Source organism: Rufibacter sp. JT3400010, assembly GCF_054956755.1.
This window is the reverse complement of the sequence record NZ_JBUDXA010000005.1, coordinates 159,393-175,330: the sequence shown is the minus strand read 5'-3', so window position 1 is coordinate 175,330 and position 15,938 is coordinate 159,393. Positions and strand designations below refer to the sequence as shown.

The 15,938-nt window shown below is 50.2% G+C and carries 14 protein-coding genes; 4 read left to right on the top strand and 10 right to left on the bottom strand.

From position 1 onward, the window contains the following. Window positions 1-81 precede the first annotated feature (81 nt). Window positions 82-1,419: a signal recognition particle protein gene (gene ffh / locus ACY0JR_RS07110; protein WP_462633248.1), complete on the bottom strand. Its 1,338-nt coding sequence runs from the start codon at window positions 1,417-1,419 to the stop codon at window positions 82-84. Between the two features lie 219 nt (window positions 1,420-1,638). Between ffh and ACY0JR_RS07105 the strand changes: the two genes are divergently transcribed. The 3 genes from ACY0JR_RS07105 (at window position 1,639) to ACY0JR_RS07095 (ending at window position 6,022) form a co-directional block, all read left to right on the top strand. Then, on the top strand, window positions 1,639-2,958 hold the full coding sequence (locus ACY0JR_RS07105) for a glycosyltransferase family 4 protein (RefSeq protein WP_462633247.1): 1,320 nt from the start codon (window positions 1,639-1,641) through the stop codon (window positions 2,956-2,958). Between the two features lie 116 nt (window positions 2,959-3,074). Beyond that, a complete protein-coding gene (locus ACY0JR_RS07100; protein ID WP_462633246.1) occupies window positions 3,075-4,400 on the top strand; it encodes a polysaccharide deacetylase family protein in 1,326 nt (441 codons plus the stop codon). A 128-nt stretch (window positions 4,401-4,528) separates the two neighbouring features. Beyond that, window positions 4,529-6,022: a lipopolysaccharide biosynthesis protein gene (locus tag ACY0JR_RS07095; RefSeq protein WP_462633245.1), complete on the top strand. Its 1,494-nt coding sequence runs from the start codon at window positions 4,529-4,531 to the stop codon at window positions 6,020-6,022. Between the two features lie 153 nt (window positions 6,023-6,175). Here the strand turns inward: ACY0JR_RS07095 and ACY0JR_RS07090 are convergent, their stop codons facing one another. From ACY0JR_RS07090 to ACY0JR_RS07075, 4 genes are all read right to left on the bottom strand, one after another. Further along, a complete protein-coding gene (locus ACY0JR_RS07090) occupies window positions 6,176-7,240 on the bottom strand; it encodes a glycosyltransferase family 4 protein (RefSeq protein WP_462633244.1) in 1,065 nt (354 codons plus the stop codon). 23 nt (window positions 7,241-7,263) lie between these two features. Then, window positions 7,264-7,950: a class I SAM-dependent methyltransferase gene (locus tag ACY0JR_RS07085; RefSeq protein WP_462633243.1), complete on the bottom strand. Its 687-nt coding sequence runs from the start codon at window positions 7,948-7,950 to the stop codon at window positions 7,264-7,266. A 58-nt stretch (window positions 7,951-8,008) separates the two neighbouring features. Beyond that, window positions 8,009-9,031, bottom strand: a complete 1,023-nt coding sequence (locus tag ACY0JR_RS07080; RefSeq protein ID WP_462633242.1) for a Gfo/Idh/MocA family protein — start codon at window positions 9,029-9,031, stop codon at window positions 8,009-8,011. A gap of 73 nt (window positions 9,032-9,104) precedes the next feature. Continuing rightward, window positions 9,105-10,235 (bottom strand): DegT/DnrJ/EryC1/StrS family aminotransferase, encoded by a 1,131-nt coding sequence (locus ACY0JR_RS07075; protein WP_462633241.1) that lies wholly within the window; start codon window positions 10,233-10,235, stop codon window positions 9,105-9,107. Window positions 10,236-10,486: 251 nt separating this feature from the next. Between ACY0JR_RS07075 and ACY0JR_RS07070 the strand changes: the two genes are divergently transcribed. Further along, entirely contained in the window at window positions 10,487-11,329 is an 843-nt protein-coding gene (locus ACY0JR_RS07070) for a DUF6565 domain-containing protein (protein ID WP_462633240.1), read from the top strand. Between the two features lie 99 nt (window positions 11,330-11,428). Here ACY0JR_RS07070 and ACY0JR_RS07065 read toward each other — a convergent pair whose 3' ends face one another. The 5 genes from ACY0JR_RS07065 to ACY0JR_RS07045 form a co-directional block, all read right to left on the bottom strand. Continuing rightward, a complete protein-coding gene (locus tag ACY0JR_RS07065; protein WP_462633239.1) occupies window positions 11,429-12,316 on the bottom strand; it encodes a glycosyltransferase family 2 protein in 888 nt (295 codons plus the stop codon). Beyond that, window positions 12,306-13,016, bottom strand: a complete 711-nt coding sequence (locus ACY0JR_RS07060; RefSeq protein ID WP_462633366.1) for a cell division ATP-binding protein FtsE — start codon at window positions 13,014-13,016, stop codon at window positions 12,306-12,308. The genes ACY0JR_RS07065 and ACY0JR_RS07060 overlap by 11 nt, the downstream gene beginning before the upstream one ends. Before the next feature lie 113 nt (window positions 13,017-13,129). Next, the gene (locus tag ACY0JR_RS07055) at window positions 13,130-13,333 is read right to left on the bottom strand and encodes a fructose-6-phosphate aldolase (RefSeq protein ID WP_462633238.1); all 204 of its coding nucleotides are present in this window, start codon (window positions 13,331-13,333) and stop codon (window positions 13,130-13,132) included. A gap of 94 nt (window positions 13,334-13,427) precedes the next feature. After that, the gene (gene fsa / locus ACY0JR_RS07050) at window positions 13,428-14,084 is read right to left on the bottom strand and encodes a fructose-6-phosphate aldolase (protein ID WP_462633237.1); all 657 of its coding nucleotides are present in this window, start codon (window positions 14,082-14,084) and stop codon (window positions 13,428-13,430) included. 229 nt (window positions 14,085-14,313) lie between these two features. Next, window positions 14,314-15,558, bottom strand: a complete 1,245-nt coding sequence (locus ACY0JR_RS07045) for a PAS domain-containing sensor histidine kinase (RefSeq protein WP_462633236.1) — start codon at window positions 15,556-15,558, stop codon at window positions 14,314-14,316. Window positions 15,559-15,938: the final 380 nt, after the last annotated feature.

Sequence of the window (15,938 nt, the reverse complement as noted above, 5' to 3'; positions counted from 1 at the left end):
CAAAACAAAAGACCCGTACCAAAAGGTGCGGGTCTTTTTATAAGTACTGCCGTTAGAGTATTCTAACAACTGACAATTAAACTACCGGCGTCCCATCATGTTGCCCAGCTTGGCCAGACCGCCCTTGGTACCGGCCATCTTGTTCATACTGCGCATCATCTTACGCATGTCGTTGAACTGCTTCATGAGGTTGTTTACTTGCTGGATGGTGGTGCCTGAACCTTTGGCGATACGGTTCCGGCGGCTGCCGCTGATCATATCGGGGTTCTGGCGCTCTTCTTTGGTCATGGATTTGATGATAGCCTCAATTGGTTTGAAGGCGCTTTCGTCAATCTCCACGTCTTTCAGCATTTTGCTTACGCCCGGGATCATGCCCACCAGGTCTTTGATATCCCCCATCCGCTTGATTTGCTCCAGCTGTGACAGGAAGTCGTCAAAGTTGAACTGGTTCTTGCGGATGTTTTTGTTGATACGCTTGGCTTCCTCCTCGTCAAAGGTTTGCTGGGCGCGCTCTACTAGGGAGATTACGTCACCCATACCCAGAATACGCTGAGCCATCCGATCCGGATAGAACAGGTCCAGGGCTTCCATTTTCTCACCGGTGGAGATAAACTTGATAGGTTTCTCTACCACGGCTCTGATGGAAAGAGCGGCTCCACCTCTAGAGTCACCATCCAATTTGGTCAACACTACGCCATCAAAGTTGATGCGCTCGTTGAAAGTCTTGGCGGTGTTCACGGCATCCTGACCTGTCATGGAGTCTACCACAAACAAGGTCTCAGTTGGCCTGATAGCCTCCTTGATGTTGTAGATCTCTTGCATCATCGCCTCATCCACGGCCAAACGACCAGCGGTGTCAATGATGACTACTTTCTTGCCGGTACGCTTGGCGTGCTCCACGGCATTGCGGGCAATGGAAACCGGGTCTTTGGATTCGCGCTCGGCGTAGAACTCCACCCCTACTTGCTCGGCTAACACGTTCAACTGATCAATAGCGGCGGGACGGTACACGTCACAGGCAGCCACCAGAACGCCTTTTCCTTGTCTTTTCAGGAAATTGGCCAGTTTACCGGTGAAAGTGGTTTTACCGGAACCTTGCAGACCGGCAATCAAAACGATGGCGGGCGAACCGTTGATGTTAATGTCTTTCTTCTCGCCACCCATCAACTCAGTGAGTTCTTCGTGCACGATCTTCACCATTAACTGGCCCGGCGACACGGCAATCAGAACGTCGCGACCCATGGCCTCGTCCTTGATTTTATCGGTCACGGTTTTGGCCACCTTGTAGTTTACGTCAGCGTCTACCAGGGCGCGACGTACTTCTTTGATGGTCTGGGCAACGTTGATTTCGGTGATGCTGCCCTGGCCCTTCAGGGTTTTAAAGGCGCGATCCAGCTTGGTACTTAAATTCTCAAACATGTGTGGTATATGACTGAGTGAATTAAATTTCAGTGAGTGACAAAGACAAAAATAAGCAGAATTTACGGAAGTTCACCATCTTTTAGCCGCAGGTACGTATATTCGGACTTGACTATACACTGGGCGGGCGTTCGCTGTTTTTGCTTTGTTTTAGGTAAAACAACCTAAAATGGGATTACGTTCGTTCATTGAATTCAATTACCTGAAGATAAGAAGCCCTTGAAATCAACTGTCACTCCTACTCCCCAGCCTGCTTTATTGATCACCTACTACTGGCCGCCTTCGGGTGGGGCCGGAGTGCAACGGTGCCTCAAGTTTGTGAAGCATCTGCCCGAGTTTGGCGTGACACCTACCGTGATCACCGTTGATGCGCAGCAAGCCTCCTATCCCGTGCTGGACCCTTCCCTACTGGCCGAGGTGCCTTCTGGCGTACAGGTCATCCGGACGGCGACGAGAGAGCCTTTTGAGTTCTACAAGAAAATCACTGGCAAGAAAGACATTCCTTTTGGGGGCTTTGCCAACACGGGGCAGGAAACCTGGAAGCAGAAGTTGTTCAAGTTTCTGCGCGGCAACCTGTTCATCCCAGACCCGCGCGTAGGCTGGAACCGCTACGCTTTTTCCGCCGCCCAGAAAGTACTGAAGGAGCAGCCAATAAAGGCCATAGTCACTTCCAGTCCGCCGCACTCCACGCAATTGATTGGGCTCAAGCTGAAAAAGCAATACGGTTTGCGGTGGATTGCCGACATGCGCGATCCCTGGACGGACATCTATTATTACGCCGACCTGAACCACACCGCCCTGGCCCAACGGCTAGACGCCAAATACGAACGCGACGTACTGGAACACGCTGATGCCGTGGTGGTGGTTTCAGAAGACATGAAACGGTTGTTTCTCAACAAGTCCACCACTATCAACCCGAAGAAAATCCACGTGATTCCCAACGGGTATGATGAAGCTGATTTTGTGCATCCGTCCACGCCTTCTACCCAAGAGTTTGTCATCACCTATACCGGTACGCTTACTGAGGCCTACAACGTGATTGGTTTCTTTCAGGCCCTCTGTGAAGTCATGACCAAAAACCCACTCATGCGCTACCGCCTTCGGTTTGTGGGCAAAGTTTCGGCAGAAATCAGGAAGCAGATTGAAGAAGCGGGTTTGCCTTTGATCACCGAGTACATTGACTACGTGCCGCACGAGGAATCCATCAAGTACCTCATGGCCAGCACAGTGCTATTCATGGCCATTCCAGACGTGGAGAATAACTTCGGGATTCTGACCGGCAAACTGTTTGAGTACCTGGCCGCCAACAAACCCATCATCTGCATCGGACCTCTGCACGGCGACGTGGATAAGATTCTGGACGAATGCGGCGCGGGCCGCGTGTTCCATTATTCCGGCTATGACCTCATGGTAGATTACCTCATGCAACTAAGCAAAACCTGGAAAATCAACCCTAACCTGGATCTGCCCATCATCAACTACACCCAATACTCCCGCCGCTCCCTCACTGAGCAATTAGCGAAGTTGATTTTGGAATAATTTTGTAAAGTTTAGACGATTGTAGGGGCAATCCCTTATGGTTGCCCTTCACGCATTTTTATTATCATGCACACACAGGGCAACCACAAGGATTGCCCCTACGAATCCTAATGCCTGTGCAAACCCTCTTTGACTACGTGCTCTTCCATTTCAAGCAGGTCTACCAATTGCCGGAGCCGCTGGAAATGAGCTATGGACTAGACGGTCGTAGTCGCGTGCAGGTCACGAAAACAACTTCTAACTTCTTTGCCCAGGAACAGCCACAACCAGAGCAAATCTTCTGGAAAGAGTGGCAAGGAACTTCCATCCCTGTGCTTTTTACTTCTTTTCCAGAAACGAATTGGTTTACCAGAGATGCCCAGGGAAACGTAGTGGTGCAGGAAGATTTGATTGCCGCATCTTTTTTCTTTCTAAGCGGCTGGCAAGAATACCACAGTACCGTACGCGATCAGTTTGGCCGCTATCCGTTTGCGGCTTCCCTCCAAGCCAAACATGGCTCCGTGACGAAGCCGGTGGTGAATAATTTTTTCGAGATTCTGAAAGCAGCGGTGGAACTGGCCTACGGGCAAAAAGTAGAACTAAGAGATTGGAACGGAAAGCCTTTTGCCACGTGCCTTACCCATGACATTGATTATTGCCAGAGCGCCTGGAAAGTAGCCGGAAAACCTGCGTTGCAGAAAGGAAACCTCGGCCGTTTTCTCCAACTGGCTTGGCAGAAGGCGAAAGGCTCAGATGCCTGGTTCAATTTCGCGCAGGTGCAACAGGAACTACAGAAACACAACGCCCCCGCCACCTTCTTCTTCTTGCCGGAACACGCCAAATTTCAGGGGCACCCTAACGCTGATTATGATGTTCTCTCGCCCAGGCTTCAGTCAGAAATCAGGCAATTAAGTGAAAACGGCCACGAAATAGCCATTCACGGAAGTCACGGCAGCGGCATCAACGCCCATCAATTACAATGCGAGAAAGCCAAATTCCTCACGCCCGTACAGGGAAACCGTTTTCACTACCTCCGGTATGATCCGGCCCATTCTCCGGCCCTTCTGGAAAAACTAGAGTTCAAGTATGACAGCAGCCTGGGTTTTCCCGAGCACTTCGGGTTCAGGAACAGCTATTGCCATCCGTTCCGGTTGTTTGACTTCAAGAACAACAGGATGACGCAGACCTGGGAACTACCGTTGAACCTGATGGACATTACTCTGAATCACCCCAACTATCTGCAACTAGCTCCGGCTGAGGTCATGCCTGCCCTTATGCCCATGCTGAACGAGATTATCCGTTTCCGGGGTGTTTTCACGCTTTTGTGGCATAATGAGAATTTCACTCCCTATGGTTTGGCGGGCGGGTTAGAGTTGTTCCGGCAGATTACCCGTTACGTACAGAGCCAGAATACGGCCTTCCTGACGGCGCATCAAACCATTACCGCTCAGGAAGCGCATTAAGGTTCATCTTAACATTCGGTTTTAAACCGGTTTGCAAGCCGTGCCAGAAGCTGTACTTTTGCAGGTGCCGCATGCCGTTTTCCCGCTTTTTTCTGGAGAACTTGCCCAAAACGACGCCTTCCCTTTTCATGAGTGTATTACGCAAGCAGGGTTTTCTGAACACCATCATTTCCTACGCCGGAATGATCATTGGGTACGTGAATACGGTGCTGCTTTTCCCCAACATGCTAGAGCCCGACCAAGTGGGCCTCACGCGGTTTCTGTTGCAGGTGTCGCCCATTTACGCGCAGTTTGCGGCGCTGGGGTTTACCAATATCAGCCTGAAGTATTTCCCGTACTTCCGGGATAAAGACAAAAAACACAACGGCTTCCTGTTTCTCATGCTGCTCATTCCGCTAGCAGGGTTTGTGGTGGTGACGGGACTTTTCCTGCTGCTCCAACCTACCGTGGTGGGGTATTTCGGAAAGCAGTCGCCCATGGCGGTGGAGTATTACTATTACATTATTCCGCTCAGCTTTTTCACGCTGCTATTCATGCTGCTGGATGCCTACTTGCGGTCGCTCTACAAAACGGTGGTGCAGAGCTTCTTGCAGGATTTCATGGTGCGGGTGCTAACCTTGGGGACGGTGTTCGCCTATGCTTGGGGCTGGGTAGATTTTCAGTGGTTCGTAATTATCTTCATTGGGGCCAACTCGTGTACCGCCTTCGTCTCTATAATTTACTTGCTCTGGTTGCGGCAATTTTTCGTGAAACCGGGCAAAAACATGTTCCAGGTGGTGCCCCTCAAAGAAGTGCTGCAGTACGGCCTGTTCGCGTTCATGGGCAACGTCTCCACCACCGTCATCACCTTCACCGACTCGGCCATGATTGCCGCCTACAACGGTCTGGACGATGTGGCTTTTTACACCACCGCCTATTTCATCACATCGGCCATTCTGGTGCCCTCGCGCGGCCTCAACAAGATTGTGTATCCGCAGGTCGCTGATTTGTTCAAAGCCGGAGACATGACCACCCTGGCGAGGCTTTACAAAAACATGACACGCGTGAACATGGTGGTAGGATTTCTGTTATTTCTGGGCATCTGGTGCAATGTGGACAACATTTTCGCGCTTATGCCCAAAGATTACAGCGAAGGCGTTTACGTGATTTTGTTCATGGGCTTCGCCCGATTGTTTGACTTGGCCACTGGCATCAACGGCATGATTCTGCTCACCTCAGACAAGTACCGCTATGATTTGCTTTTCAATATCCTGATGGTCATTCTGGTCATCTACACCAATTACCTGCTCATTCCTCCCTACGGCATCAGTGGCGCTGCCTTCGCCTCCATGATGGTGTATGTGCTGTACAACTTTTTCAGGGTAGCGTTTGTGGCCCGCTTTTTCAAAATGCAGCCCTTTGGCTGGGATTCCCTGCTGATTGTGGTCATCTCCGGTTTGGCCTACGGTGCCTCCTGGCTTTTGCCCCAGTTGCCTCTGCTGCTGGACATCGCCGTTCGGTCTGCCCTCATTTCCGGAGTGTATATGGGATTGATGGTTGGATTTAAAGTATCGCCTGAATTGAACAACGGGATCCGGAAAACGCTGGTAAGGTTTGGCTTGGGAGAAGTGAAATGGCTGTAGTTGTATTTTAACCTTTCACTCGCTCGCCTCTGGCGAGTGTGAGCTACCTGCGGCGTCCCGCCGCTAAAATGTCCGATTAGGTGAAAATAGCGGCCAGAGGCCGAACGTAACTCACACTCGCCAGAGGCGAGCGAGATTCTAAAGCAGGCCATTTTACAAGCTTTTCAGCAGGCTCATCAACTCCCGCTCTCTCCTACTCTCAGGATATTGTTGGGCGATGACAGTGCGGGCTTTACGGCCAAGTTCTACGGTATCTTTGGCGGCTAACGCTTCTTTCAAGACTTGTTCCAATTCTGCCACATTCCGGTGCGGCAACACGAAACCACTGTCTTCTATCAAATTTGGCATGGCTCCTACGTTGCTCACCACTGGCACACACTCACAAAGCATGCTTTCACTCAAGGCATTCGGAAACCCTTCTGACATGGAGAGTTGCAGGTAGAACGTGTGGGCGCTGTAAATGGCCTTCAACTCGGCCAAGGACATTTTAGGAAGCAATACCACGTTGGCGGGTTGGTTCGGGAATCTGAACCCAGTCGGAGCGCCTACAATGGTGAAGGTGGCTTGGGGCAACCTGGCAGCTAGTTCCAAAATCAAATCCACTCCTTTTAGCCGTTGGGTGAAGCGCATGTTCAGACCGGCGCAAACCGTCAGGAAAGAGTTGGATTGCCGTATTACGGTTGAGTCTTTCTGCCAGAACGCAGCATCATACCCATTGTACACCACAGTATGCGGCGTTTTCAATTCGGGGCAATGGAAACGGAAGCCCTGGTGCGGGAAATCATTAGGCTGGTACGTATAGTCCTGCCACACCAGTTTCTCGTGCACGGGCGCGATGTGGGCCGCCAATTGGTACGACCAGCGGGCGAAACGGCCCAGCAGCGGATTGGCGAAAACTCCGTAGCCAATGCTGGGAAAGGCAACGCAATCGGTGCCACCGGCTACAATCAGGCACGGTTTGCGGGCTATTTTCCCGAAAAGGGCTGGAAAAAAGGAATGGTACCCGGCAAACATGCAGACCAGTTTTTCAACTTGCCAGATGTGGCGTAGCAGGAATAATACCTGTCCCAACCAGACCAGCGGCGTCTGCCATTTTTTAGCGGGAAGAAATCCCTGGTGCCGTACCTCATATTCCCGCTCCATCAGCCGCAGGTCTTTTACCACGAAGGAAGACTGGGCGGGGTAGAAATATAGCAGAACAGGTTTACGCGCCGACATGGTTTAGTAAAGAAGAAAAAGGTCTAGAGCCACTTGGACGACAAGTCCTGTAGTTTCAGGTCTACTTTAGATTTTGGTTGCACTGTCTCCGGCACCAGGCGCTGCTTGAGTAAAATCCATTGGTAGTCGTCTACCTGCGAAAAGAGGGAATAGCTTTCCAGTTTGTGCAGGTACAGTCCAGCGGCGTAGGTGTTGCGCAGCAGTTCATCGGTGTGGATGGGTTGGTCAATCACCTGCAACAGCTCGGGCTGGTGCTCGCGTACCCACGTCAAGTATAGAGGGTGCGGAATATTAATGGCTACCACCGAATTCTTGTGTAGGTGCTGCGCCAACACCTGAAACAGCTGCGGGTGCTGCTCCAGCGGAATGTGCTCAATCACATCAGGCAAGACCACAAAGTCATACTTATCTGGCCGCTGGAAATCAGTCATGTCAGATACCAGAAACTCCACATGGTTAAACTGCAGGTTGAACTTACGGGCCATCTCAATGCTCTTCGGGCTGATGTCTACGGCCAGTACTTTCCCCTGCGGCGTCGCCTTGGCAATCAGGTGCGTGACAGTTCCAATACCGCAGCCAATCTCCAGCACTTTTGAATTAGCTTTCAGACCGGCCTCCTTCAGGTTCTTCAGAATCGTCCGGTGCCGGATGTGGATGCCCTTCTGGAATTGTTGCTCGGTGTATTCGTCGTAAAAATCAGAAACAGCCATTTTTGTAAGTAGGAATTGTAATTAAGAATCGGCTGAGAGAGCAGAAACCTCACCCCTCCTAATTTTTGATTGATTTCAATGCGTAAATGCGTTCAATAATCTCCACCACCTTGAGGCCTTCCAGGGCGTTGGTGGTGGCGAAGGTCTTGCCTTTGAGGGTGTCAATCACGTTCTCAAAGATGAAGTGGTGGTTGGCGGCGCTGCCTTTGTAGTGGCCGTAATCATTGGCGGGACTGCTGGGCGGAAGTTGGGGCATTGTGTAATCCTGCACGTGGCAATACTCCACCTCGTTCATGTACTGGCCACCCACTTTGATGCTGCCTTTCTCGCCGATAATAGTGATGCTGCTTTCCAGGTTGGTGTCCCACACGGCGGTGGAATAATTGAGCGTGCCGGCCCCGCCGTTCATGAAATCAAAGTGGATAAGGCCGCTGTCTTCAAAATCAGTCAGATTCTGGTGGTTGAAATCCATGAAGCGCCCGTGAATGTTTTTGATATCCCCAAACAACCAGTACATGATGTCTATGAAGTGGCTGAACTGCGTGAACAAGGTGCCGCCGTCCAGCGCCTGGTTCCCTTTCCAGGTGCCGGGCTTGTAGTAGCGGTTGTCGCGGTTCCAGTAGCAGTTAATCTGTACCAGGAAAATCTCGCCCAGGCGCTTTTCTGAGATCATTTCTTTGAGCCACAAGGACGGCGGACTGTAGCGGTTCTGCATCACGCAGAACACCAGCTTGGACGTTTGCAGCGATTTGTAGATGATGCGTTCGCAGTCGGCTTTGCTCAGGGCCATCGGTTTTTCGCAGACTACGTGGCAGCCGTTCTCCAGCGCCAGCATGGCCTGTTCGGCATGGAAACCGTTAGGTGTGCACACGCAAATTACATCGGCCTTGGGGCCGGAAGCCAGGTACACTTCCATGCTGGGGAAAAACGGAACGCCCAGGGCTTCCACTTCCGCCTGGCGGGCGGGATCAGTGTCTACCATGGCTACCAACTCGCCCTCGGGGTGCCGCTCTACCATGGTGGCATGGCGTTTGCCGATGTGGCCCGCTCCTATTACTGCAAATTTTATCTTCTCTGACATTTAAGTCTCTGGTTCGTTTAATGCCTGTTTTCTGCAAAATAGCCCGAAAACAGAGGTGCTTGAAAGTGCGCGCTTACGCCTTGAAAAATTGGAGCACCGCTTCCGCGATGAAGTTCTGCTGCTCCTCGGTCAATTCGGTGTGCATGGGCAACGAAATCACGGTATGGCAAAGCGCCTCAGAAACGGGGAAATCACCAGCTTTGTAGCCCAAGTATGCGTATGCTTCGTGTAGGTGCAATGGCACCGGGTAATACACCATGCTGGGAATTCCTTTTTCCTGCAAGTACACTTTCAGCGCATCGCGTTGGTCTGCGGGAACTTGCACCGTGTATTGGTGAAATACGTGGCTACTGTACGGGGCTAAAGCCGGAATCCTGATTTGGGGCACTTCCGCGAAAAAGGCATCATAAACGCCCGCCGCTTTCTGGCGGCGAAAAATGAAATCATCCAGTTGGGTGAGTTTCACGTCCAGCAAGGCGGCCTGCAAGGTGTCTAACCGGGAGTTCACGCCTACGCGCGAGTAATGGTACTTCTTGTGCTGCCCGTGGTTAGCAATCTGTTGCATCGTAGCAGCCAAATCTATGTCTTGGGTAAAAATAGCGCCACCGTCGCCCATGCAGCCCAGGTTTTTGGACGGGAAAAATGAGGTGGTACCAATGTGACCGATGGTTCCGGCAAATGTGGTGGTGCCCTCGGCGTCTATGTATTGCGCGCCAATGGCCTGGGCATTATCCTCAATCACGAACAATTCCTGCGCCAGGGCCAGATCCATGATTTCTTCCATGGGCGCGCACTGCCCGAACAAATGCACCGGCATGATGGCCACCGTTTTCTCTGTGATGGCTTCTCTTGCTTTGGCTGGGTCTATGCAGAACGTGTCTGGAAGTACGTCTACAAACACCGGTTTCAGGCCCAGCAAGGCAATGACCTCGGCGGTAGCCACGTAGTTGAAGGCGGGCACAATCACTTCGCCTCCGACAGGTAAGTCCAACGCCATCAAGGCAATCTGCAGGGCATCGGTGCCGTTCCCGCAGGGAATCACGTGGCCCACCTGTAGGTATTGCGCCAGATTTTGGGTAAAGGTTTTAACCTGGGGTCCGTTGATGAAGGCGGTACTGTCTACCACGGCTTGCATGGCGGCATCTATCTCGGGTTTCAGGCGCAGGTACTGACCTTTGAGGTCTACCATCTGGAGCTGGGTCATGGTTGTCATTGAAAAGACAAATATAAGTTTTGTATCGGGAAGATGGCGCAGGAATACACCTTAATTGAAGGGCCGCACCTCTAGGTTATTTTCAATCGCTTTATAAGAAAAAGTCAATAAATCCCTCCTAAACGTAGCCAATTTATTTGTTCTGTAACATTCTTCACCTCTTCCCGTTCAAATACCCAGCTAGTGCGTATTTATACAGAATGAATACGTATTTATTTAACCTGACCTGTAAAACTATGAAAATGTCAACCTTCCTTCAGAAACACACCTTGGTATATGCTGCCACCTTTACGCTGGCTTTCACGCAGTTTGCCTGCAGCAAGACCGAGAATACTGACACCTCTGCTTCTACTTCCTCTTCCACTACCAAAGAACAGGCGTATGATGACTACAAGAACTTTGTGACCACGTTAGAATCTGACGTGGAGCGGGGCTGGGATTCTACCGCCGCTGACGCCGACCAACGCATGACCCAGTGGAAAAACGATTATGAAACCAAACGCTCTGCGGTTGCCCAGTACGAAGGCGACTTTGACGAGGCGCAACGGAAAGAGTACGATGAACTACAGTCGCGTTACAACACCGCCTGGTCTACCCGCGAAGAGCAGTACAACACCTGGCGCATGAACCACCAGGGCACCGGAATGGATGCGGCCGGAACGGTAGACATGTCTTTGTATGACGAAAGCAAAATACCATCCTACACTGCCACAGACATCAGACTTGCCTATGAAGATTTCGTGAAGCACGTGCAGGCGAACAAAGCAGGTTTCAGCAACGAAGACTGGAGAACGGTAGAGAAATACTGGAACCAGCTGGATGACCGCAAAAACGCGATTCAAAGCCAGTTAAGCGACAAAGACAAGTGGGAGATTGCCAAGGCGAAAACCCAATACATTACCATGAAAAACGCCAGCAAAGCCGGGAACACGGCTTCAAACGTTGGATCAGACGTGAAAGAAGTGGGCAAAGACATTTCTAATAGCAAAGTGGGTGAAGCCACCAAAGATGCGGGAAAAGCTGTGGGCAACACCGCCAAGAAAGCCGGCCAGAAAGTGGGCGAAGTTTTCAAAGGCGATAACTAAGCCTTTAACTTTCAAGTGAAAAGCCTCTCCGGTTGGAGGGGCTTTTTTTTATGGCTACCGTTTTCCACCCCCTTTCGGGAAAACAACTCTGAAACGCGTTTACTTGTGCAGGTACTTGTCTAGCAGCAGCAAACGGTACAAATCAAACACGCGCAGGTTGGGGTTTCTGGAGGTGAGGTTCCGTTTTAGCAGCGGGAATAACCACTCACGGTTTTCCCGGAGAAGGGTTCGCATACGCCACTTGTTCAGTGTACGGTAAGCCTTGAACAGTTTGGTGCCTTCGCCTAAATCAAACTGGTGGTGCAGCAAAACCAGGTTATGAAGCGCTTGCTGGGCTTTGAGCAGAAAGACTTCGGCGGGCTCCAGGCCTAAATGCCAGACCGGGTTTTCCAGGTGTAAAACGGGAATTTGGTGCTGCTGTAAGCGCCATGCGAAAAGCGTGTCTTCATGACCGTAGCCGGTAAGTTCTTTCTGCGGAAAATAGACCAGAAAGATGTCTTTAGAGACCAGCAGATTACTGGAGAACACGCGCTGGTACGGTGTTTTTTGCCGAAGGGCGGCAGGAGCCTGCTCCCGCGCTTTGCCGTACTTCCAGCGTAGTTCCAAGCCCGCTGGCGCTTTGCCTTGGTACGCCACACCTCCTACGGCCACGCCGCTCACTGCTACAGAAAGGTACCTATTCAAAAAATCGCTATGCACCGGGAGAACGTCATTGTCCAGGAAAAGTAAAGTTGGGAAGTGGGCGTCCTGCGCCAACAAATACCGGATCTGGGACCTACCTACGTTTTGGGGCAGTTCCTGGTAAATGACGCCGGAAAGGTGTTGTAGTGGTTTGTTCTGGTCTCGCGTGGGTTGGTTAGAGCCATCGTCATACACCCGTATCTCAATGGAGGCTGAAAGCGAAGCGGCTTCCTGGTGCAAAGCTTCCACCAGCGGCAGCACTTGCCGGTTGTAAACGGGAATGAGAATGGAAATCTCAGATACCATCTACCAGGTTAAACTCTTCACGCGCGGAGTCCAGCACCCGGCCTTGCTCACACTTGAGAATACGGCGCGGATACCGTTTCAAGATATTGTGGTTGTGGGTCGCCATAAAAACCGCCGTGCCGCTGTTGTTGATTTCCTGGAACAGGTCCATAATGCCCGAGGTCACGTCTGGGTCCAGGTTACCGGTAGGTTCATCGGCAAACAGGATGAGGGGCTCGTTGAGAAGCGCCCGGGCAATGACCACGCGCTGCTGCTCTCCCCCAGAAAGTTGGTGCGGCATTTTATTAGCCACGGCATCTAACCCCACGCGCATCAGTACTTCTGAAATACGGTTTTTAATGCGGGATTTGTCGGTCCAGCCGGTGGCTTTGAGCACGAATTTCAGGTTATCGGCTACACTGCGGTCAAACAGCAACTGAAAGTCCTGAAACACAATGCCAATCTTGCGGCGCAAGTACGGCACCTGCTGCCAGGTTAACGCATGAATGTTGAAACCCGCCACTTGCGCGGTGCCAATCTTCAGGGGTAAATCGGCGTACAGGGTTTTGAGCAGCGAGCTTTTGCCGCTTCCGGTACGGCCCACCAGGTACACAAACTCCCCTTTGTCAATGGTACAGGTTACATCTGTCAAGATGGTGTTCACATCCTGAAAAATAGAAACTTTGTGCAGCAAAACCACTGGGTTAGACGAGAATTCCATAGCGGGTAAGGGTAAAGGTAAAGCGCTGCCCAAAGGCAACCGGTCATCAAATCTTCCTCGGCCAGCGGCCGAAAACAAAGCAGGCGTTTTGGCCCTGCTTTTCAAAAACAAGCTTAAATCTCCAATTTCTGAAGTTTGCCGAACTCCAGCCCGGCAATGACGGCCGCCAACGCTTCCTCCTTGTTGTCTAAGCCGTAGCGGTCCAGGTTCTTCAGCGGACGGTCGGCCCGGAAATAGGCAATTAGCACGAAGTTCTCATCGCGCAGCTGAATATAATCCGGAATCTTGGCCTTGCCCTTAACTTTGATGATGTACACTTTGTATCAATTAGGAATCTGGAAGTAAGAATGAGCAATGGTTTTGGGCCATTTTCAAATCTTACTTCCTGATTCTAAATTCTTACTTAATTAATTACGCGTTCGCTTTCTTGTGGTCAGCCAGGAACTTCGCCAGACCGCTGTCGGTCAGGGGGTGGTTCAGAAGGCCGGTGATCACGTTCAATGGGCAGGTCACCACATCGGCGCCAATCTCGGCGCATTTCACCAGGTGCATCACGTGACGAACTGATGCCGCCAATACCTCGGTTGGGAAACCGTAGTTCTGGAAGATGTTCACTATTTGGTCAATCAGATCCAGGCCATCGGTCCCGATATCATCTAAACGGCCCACGAACGGCGAAACGTATGTAGCTCCGGCTTTGGCGGCTAACAAGGCCTGACCCGCTGAGAAGATTAGCGTACAGTTGGTTTTGATGCCTTTGTCTGAGAAGTATTTAATGGCTTTAACGCCGTCTTTGGTCATAGGTACTTTCACCACAATGTTAGGGTGCAGCTGAGCCAGCTCCTCTCCTTCTTTCACCATGGTCTCAAAGTCAGTGGCAATCACCTCGGCACTGATGTCACCATCCACAATCTCGCAGATGGCTTTGTAGTGCTTCATCACGTTGTCATAGCCCACAATGCCTTCTTTGGCCATGAGCGACGGGTTGGTGGTTACGCCGTCTAACACGCCTAAATCGTATGCTTCCTGTATTTCGGCTAGATTAGCGGTATCAATGAAAAATTTCATAGTTGAATCTGTTTGGAAACACAAATCTAGTTCAATCTGCTTTAAAACCGAACCGACCTTGGAAGTATTTTACAGGTCGAATCTGATTCAGGAACTCATTCCTGCAGGGAAGAAATTGAGGCGATACCTGAAAGTGGTTCAAGTGTTTAGAAGAAGAATTTCCAAGTGGAAGTATTTTCTAGTGAAAGCGTTTTGAGGCTATTTCACCAAAACAACCTTAAAAGAACAGTTAATCTTGGCTACGCTCCAGTTCAATAAAGAAGGAAGTTCCCTCGTTTTCCTGGCTTTCCATCCAGATTTTCCCGTGGTGTAAATCTACAATCTGCTTTACAATAAAGAGCCCCAGACCAGTGGTTGATTCTCCTTCAGTGCCCCGCCTATTGGCATCTGTAAACTTATCAAATACGGTGGCCTTCAACTTTTCGGGTATCCCAATGCCATTATCCCGCACGAGTAGCAGGGCTTTGTTGCCTTGCTCCGTTAAGGAAATGTTCACTTTGCCACCTGGTTTGGTGAATTTGACCGCGTTAGAAAGCAGGTTTTCCAAGACCCTGGAAAACTTCTCAGTGTTGATGTTGGCATAAAGCGGAGAGTTGGGGTGATGGAGACTTACTTCCACGCCTTTCTTTTTAGCATCAACCCCTAAAGCTGCTAGTTCGGTCTGGAGAAAAGTATTCAGTTCTGTTTTTTCAAATTGAACGTTAGGGTTCATGTCTCCTATAAACAGTAAGTCCTTGATAATGGCGAAAGCTTTTTTGCAGGTTTCTGAGATTAAATCTATAAACGTGAGGCTTTCTTTCTTCTCCTCCACTACCAAGTCTTTAGAATTCTCCAGGTTTTCCTTCAGGTATTCTGTTAACAGGCTTATGTTATTGATAGGATTTTTCAGGTCATGAGCCACCATGTGCAGAATGGTTTCCTGGGCTTCGTACAGTTTATGTAGATTCTGTTCCAACGCTTTGCGTTCTTTGATATTCTCTACAATGGTATAGCCCAGGGTGGCACCATTGTCCCTGAAAATCATAGACGTGACCTGCACCCAAAGGCTTGTACCGTCTTTTTTTATAAGGCAGGTCTCAATTTGGAAAGATGGTATTTTCTTGGTCCATAGGTTGTCCTGCAAATCAACCCAATGGTGGATAAAATCTGGGTGGGCAAAGTCAACCACCTTGGAACCCACCAATTCCTCTTCTGAGTAGCCCAGCATGTTCATCAGAGACTCATTCACCTGAATAATCCTCAGGTCTGGCGCAATGATTTTATTGCCAAGTTTAGACTGACTGAAGATGGTCTCAAAGCGCGATTGGCTTTCCTCGTATCTCTCTTCAATGGCAATCTGTTCTTTCAGCTTGAAAAGCGCATCGGCTATGTCTGTCCGTAATTGCCTGTTCTCTAAGCGCAGAACCCGGTTTTCTTCCTCCAACTGACGTAACTTGTCATTAGAGCTTTCCTCACGTTCGTTCTGGGTAGACATAGGGCTGTTATAAGGTTGTGTTTAGAAGTAAGGGAGTTCCTTGATTCTAATAGATAAATGGGGTAGCTTATTGATGATACCTTTGAAACTTTGTAACACCTAGCCAAAATGAATAGGTGTTCTGCTAGTTCCATTCGCTACAAAGATACTCCAATATAATAAGGATAGCGTTTTCAGAGGTGAATGCGTCTATTGTATTAAATTAATGCCCTCCCCTTCATGTAAAGCTAGCCATGTGCTTTGAATGTGATAAATCAAGCTAAACCTTTGAAGTAACTAAGTGAGCTTTTACAAGTTTTCTGGAAAAGGACTTGCGCGTAGAGACGGAAAAGAAACTGAAGACAGAAACAATTTAAGGCCAATTTCATCAAATGAGCCTT

Excerpts from the sequence above, each read along its gene's own strand:
- ffh (WP_462633248.1), bottom strand. The coding sequence starts at position 1,419 with ATGTTTGAGAATTTAAGTACCAAGCTGGATCGCGCCTTTAAAACCCTG.
- ACY0JR_RS07095 (WP_462633245.1), top strand. The coding sequence starts at position 4,529 with ATGAGTGTATTACGCAAGCAGGGTTTTCTGAACACCATCATTTCCTAC.
- ACY0JR_RS07090 (WP_462633244.1), bottom strand. The coding sequence starts at position 7,240 with ATGTCGGCGCGTAAACCTGTTCTGCTATATTTCTACCCCGCCCAGTCT.
- ACY0JR_RS07085 (WP_462633243.1), bottom strand. The coding sequence starts at position 7,950 with ATGGCTGTTTCTGATTTTTACGACGAATACACCGAGCAACAATTCCAG.
- ACY0JR_RS07080 (WP_462633242.1), bottom strand. The coding sequence starts at position 9,031 with ATGTCAGAGAAGATAAAATTTGCAGTAATAGGAGCGGGCCACATCGGC.
- ACY0JR_RS07075 (WP_462633241.1), bottom strand. The coding sequence starts at position 10,235 with ATGACCCAGCTCCAGATGGTAGACCTCAAAGGTCAGTACCTGCGCCTG.
- ACY0JR_RS07070 (WP_462633240.1), top strand. The coding sequence starts at position 10,487 with ATGTCAACCTTCCTTCAGAAACACACCTTGGTATATGCTGCCACCTTT.
- ACY0JR_RS07065 (WP_462633239.1), bottom strand. The coding sequence starts at position 12,316 with ATGGTATCTGAGATTTCCATTCTCATTCCCGTTTACAACCGGCAAGTG.
- ACY0JR_RS07060 (WP_462633366.1), bottom strand. The coding sequence starts at position 13,016 with ATGGAATTCTCGTCTAACCCAGTGGTTTTGCTGCACAAAGTTTCTATT.
- fsa (WP_462633237.1), bottom strand. The coding sequence starts at position 14,084 with ATGAAATTTTTCATTGATACCGCTAATCTAGCCGAAATACAGGAAGCA.
- ACY0JR_RS07045 (WP_462633236.1), bottom strand. The coding sequence starts at position 15,558 with ATGTCTACCCAGAACGAACGTGAGGAAAGCTCTAATGACAAGTTACGT.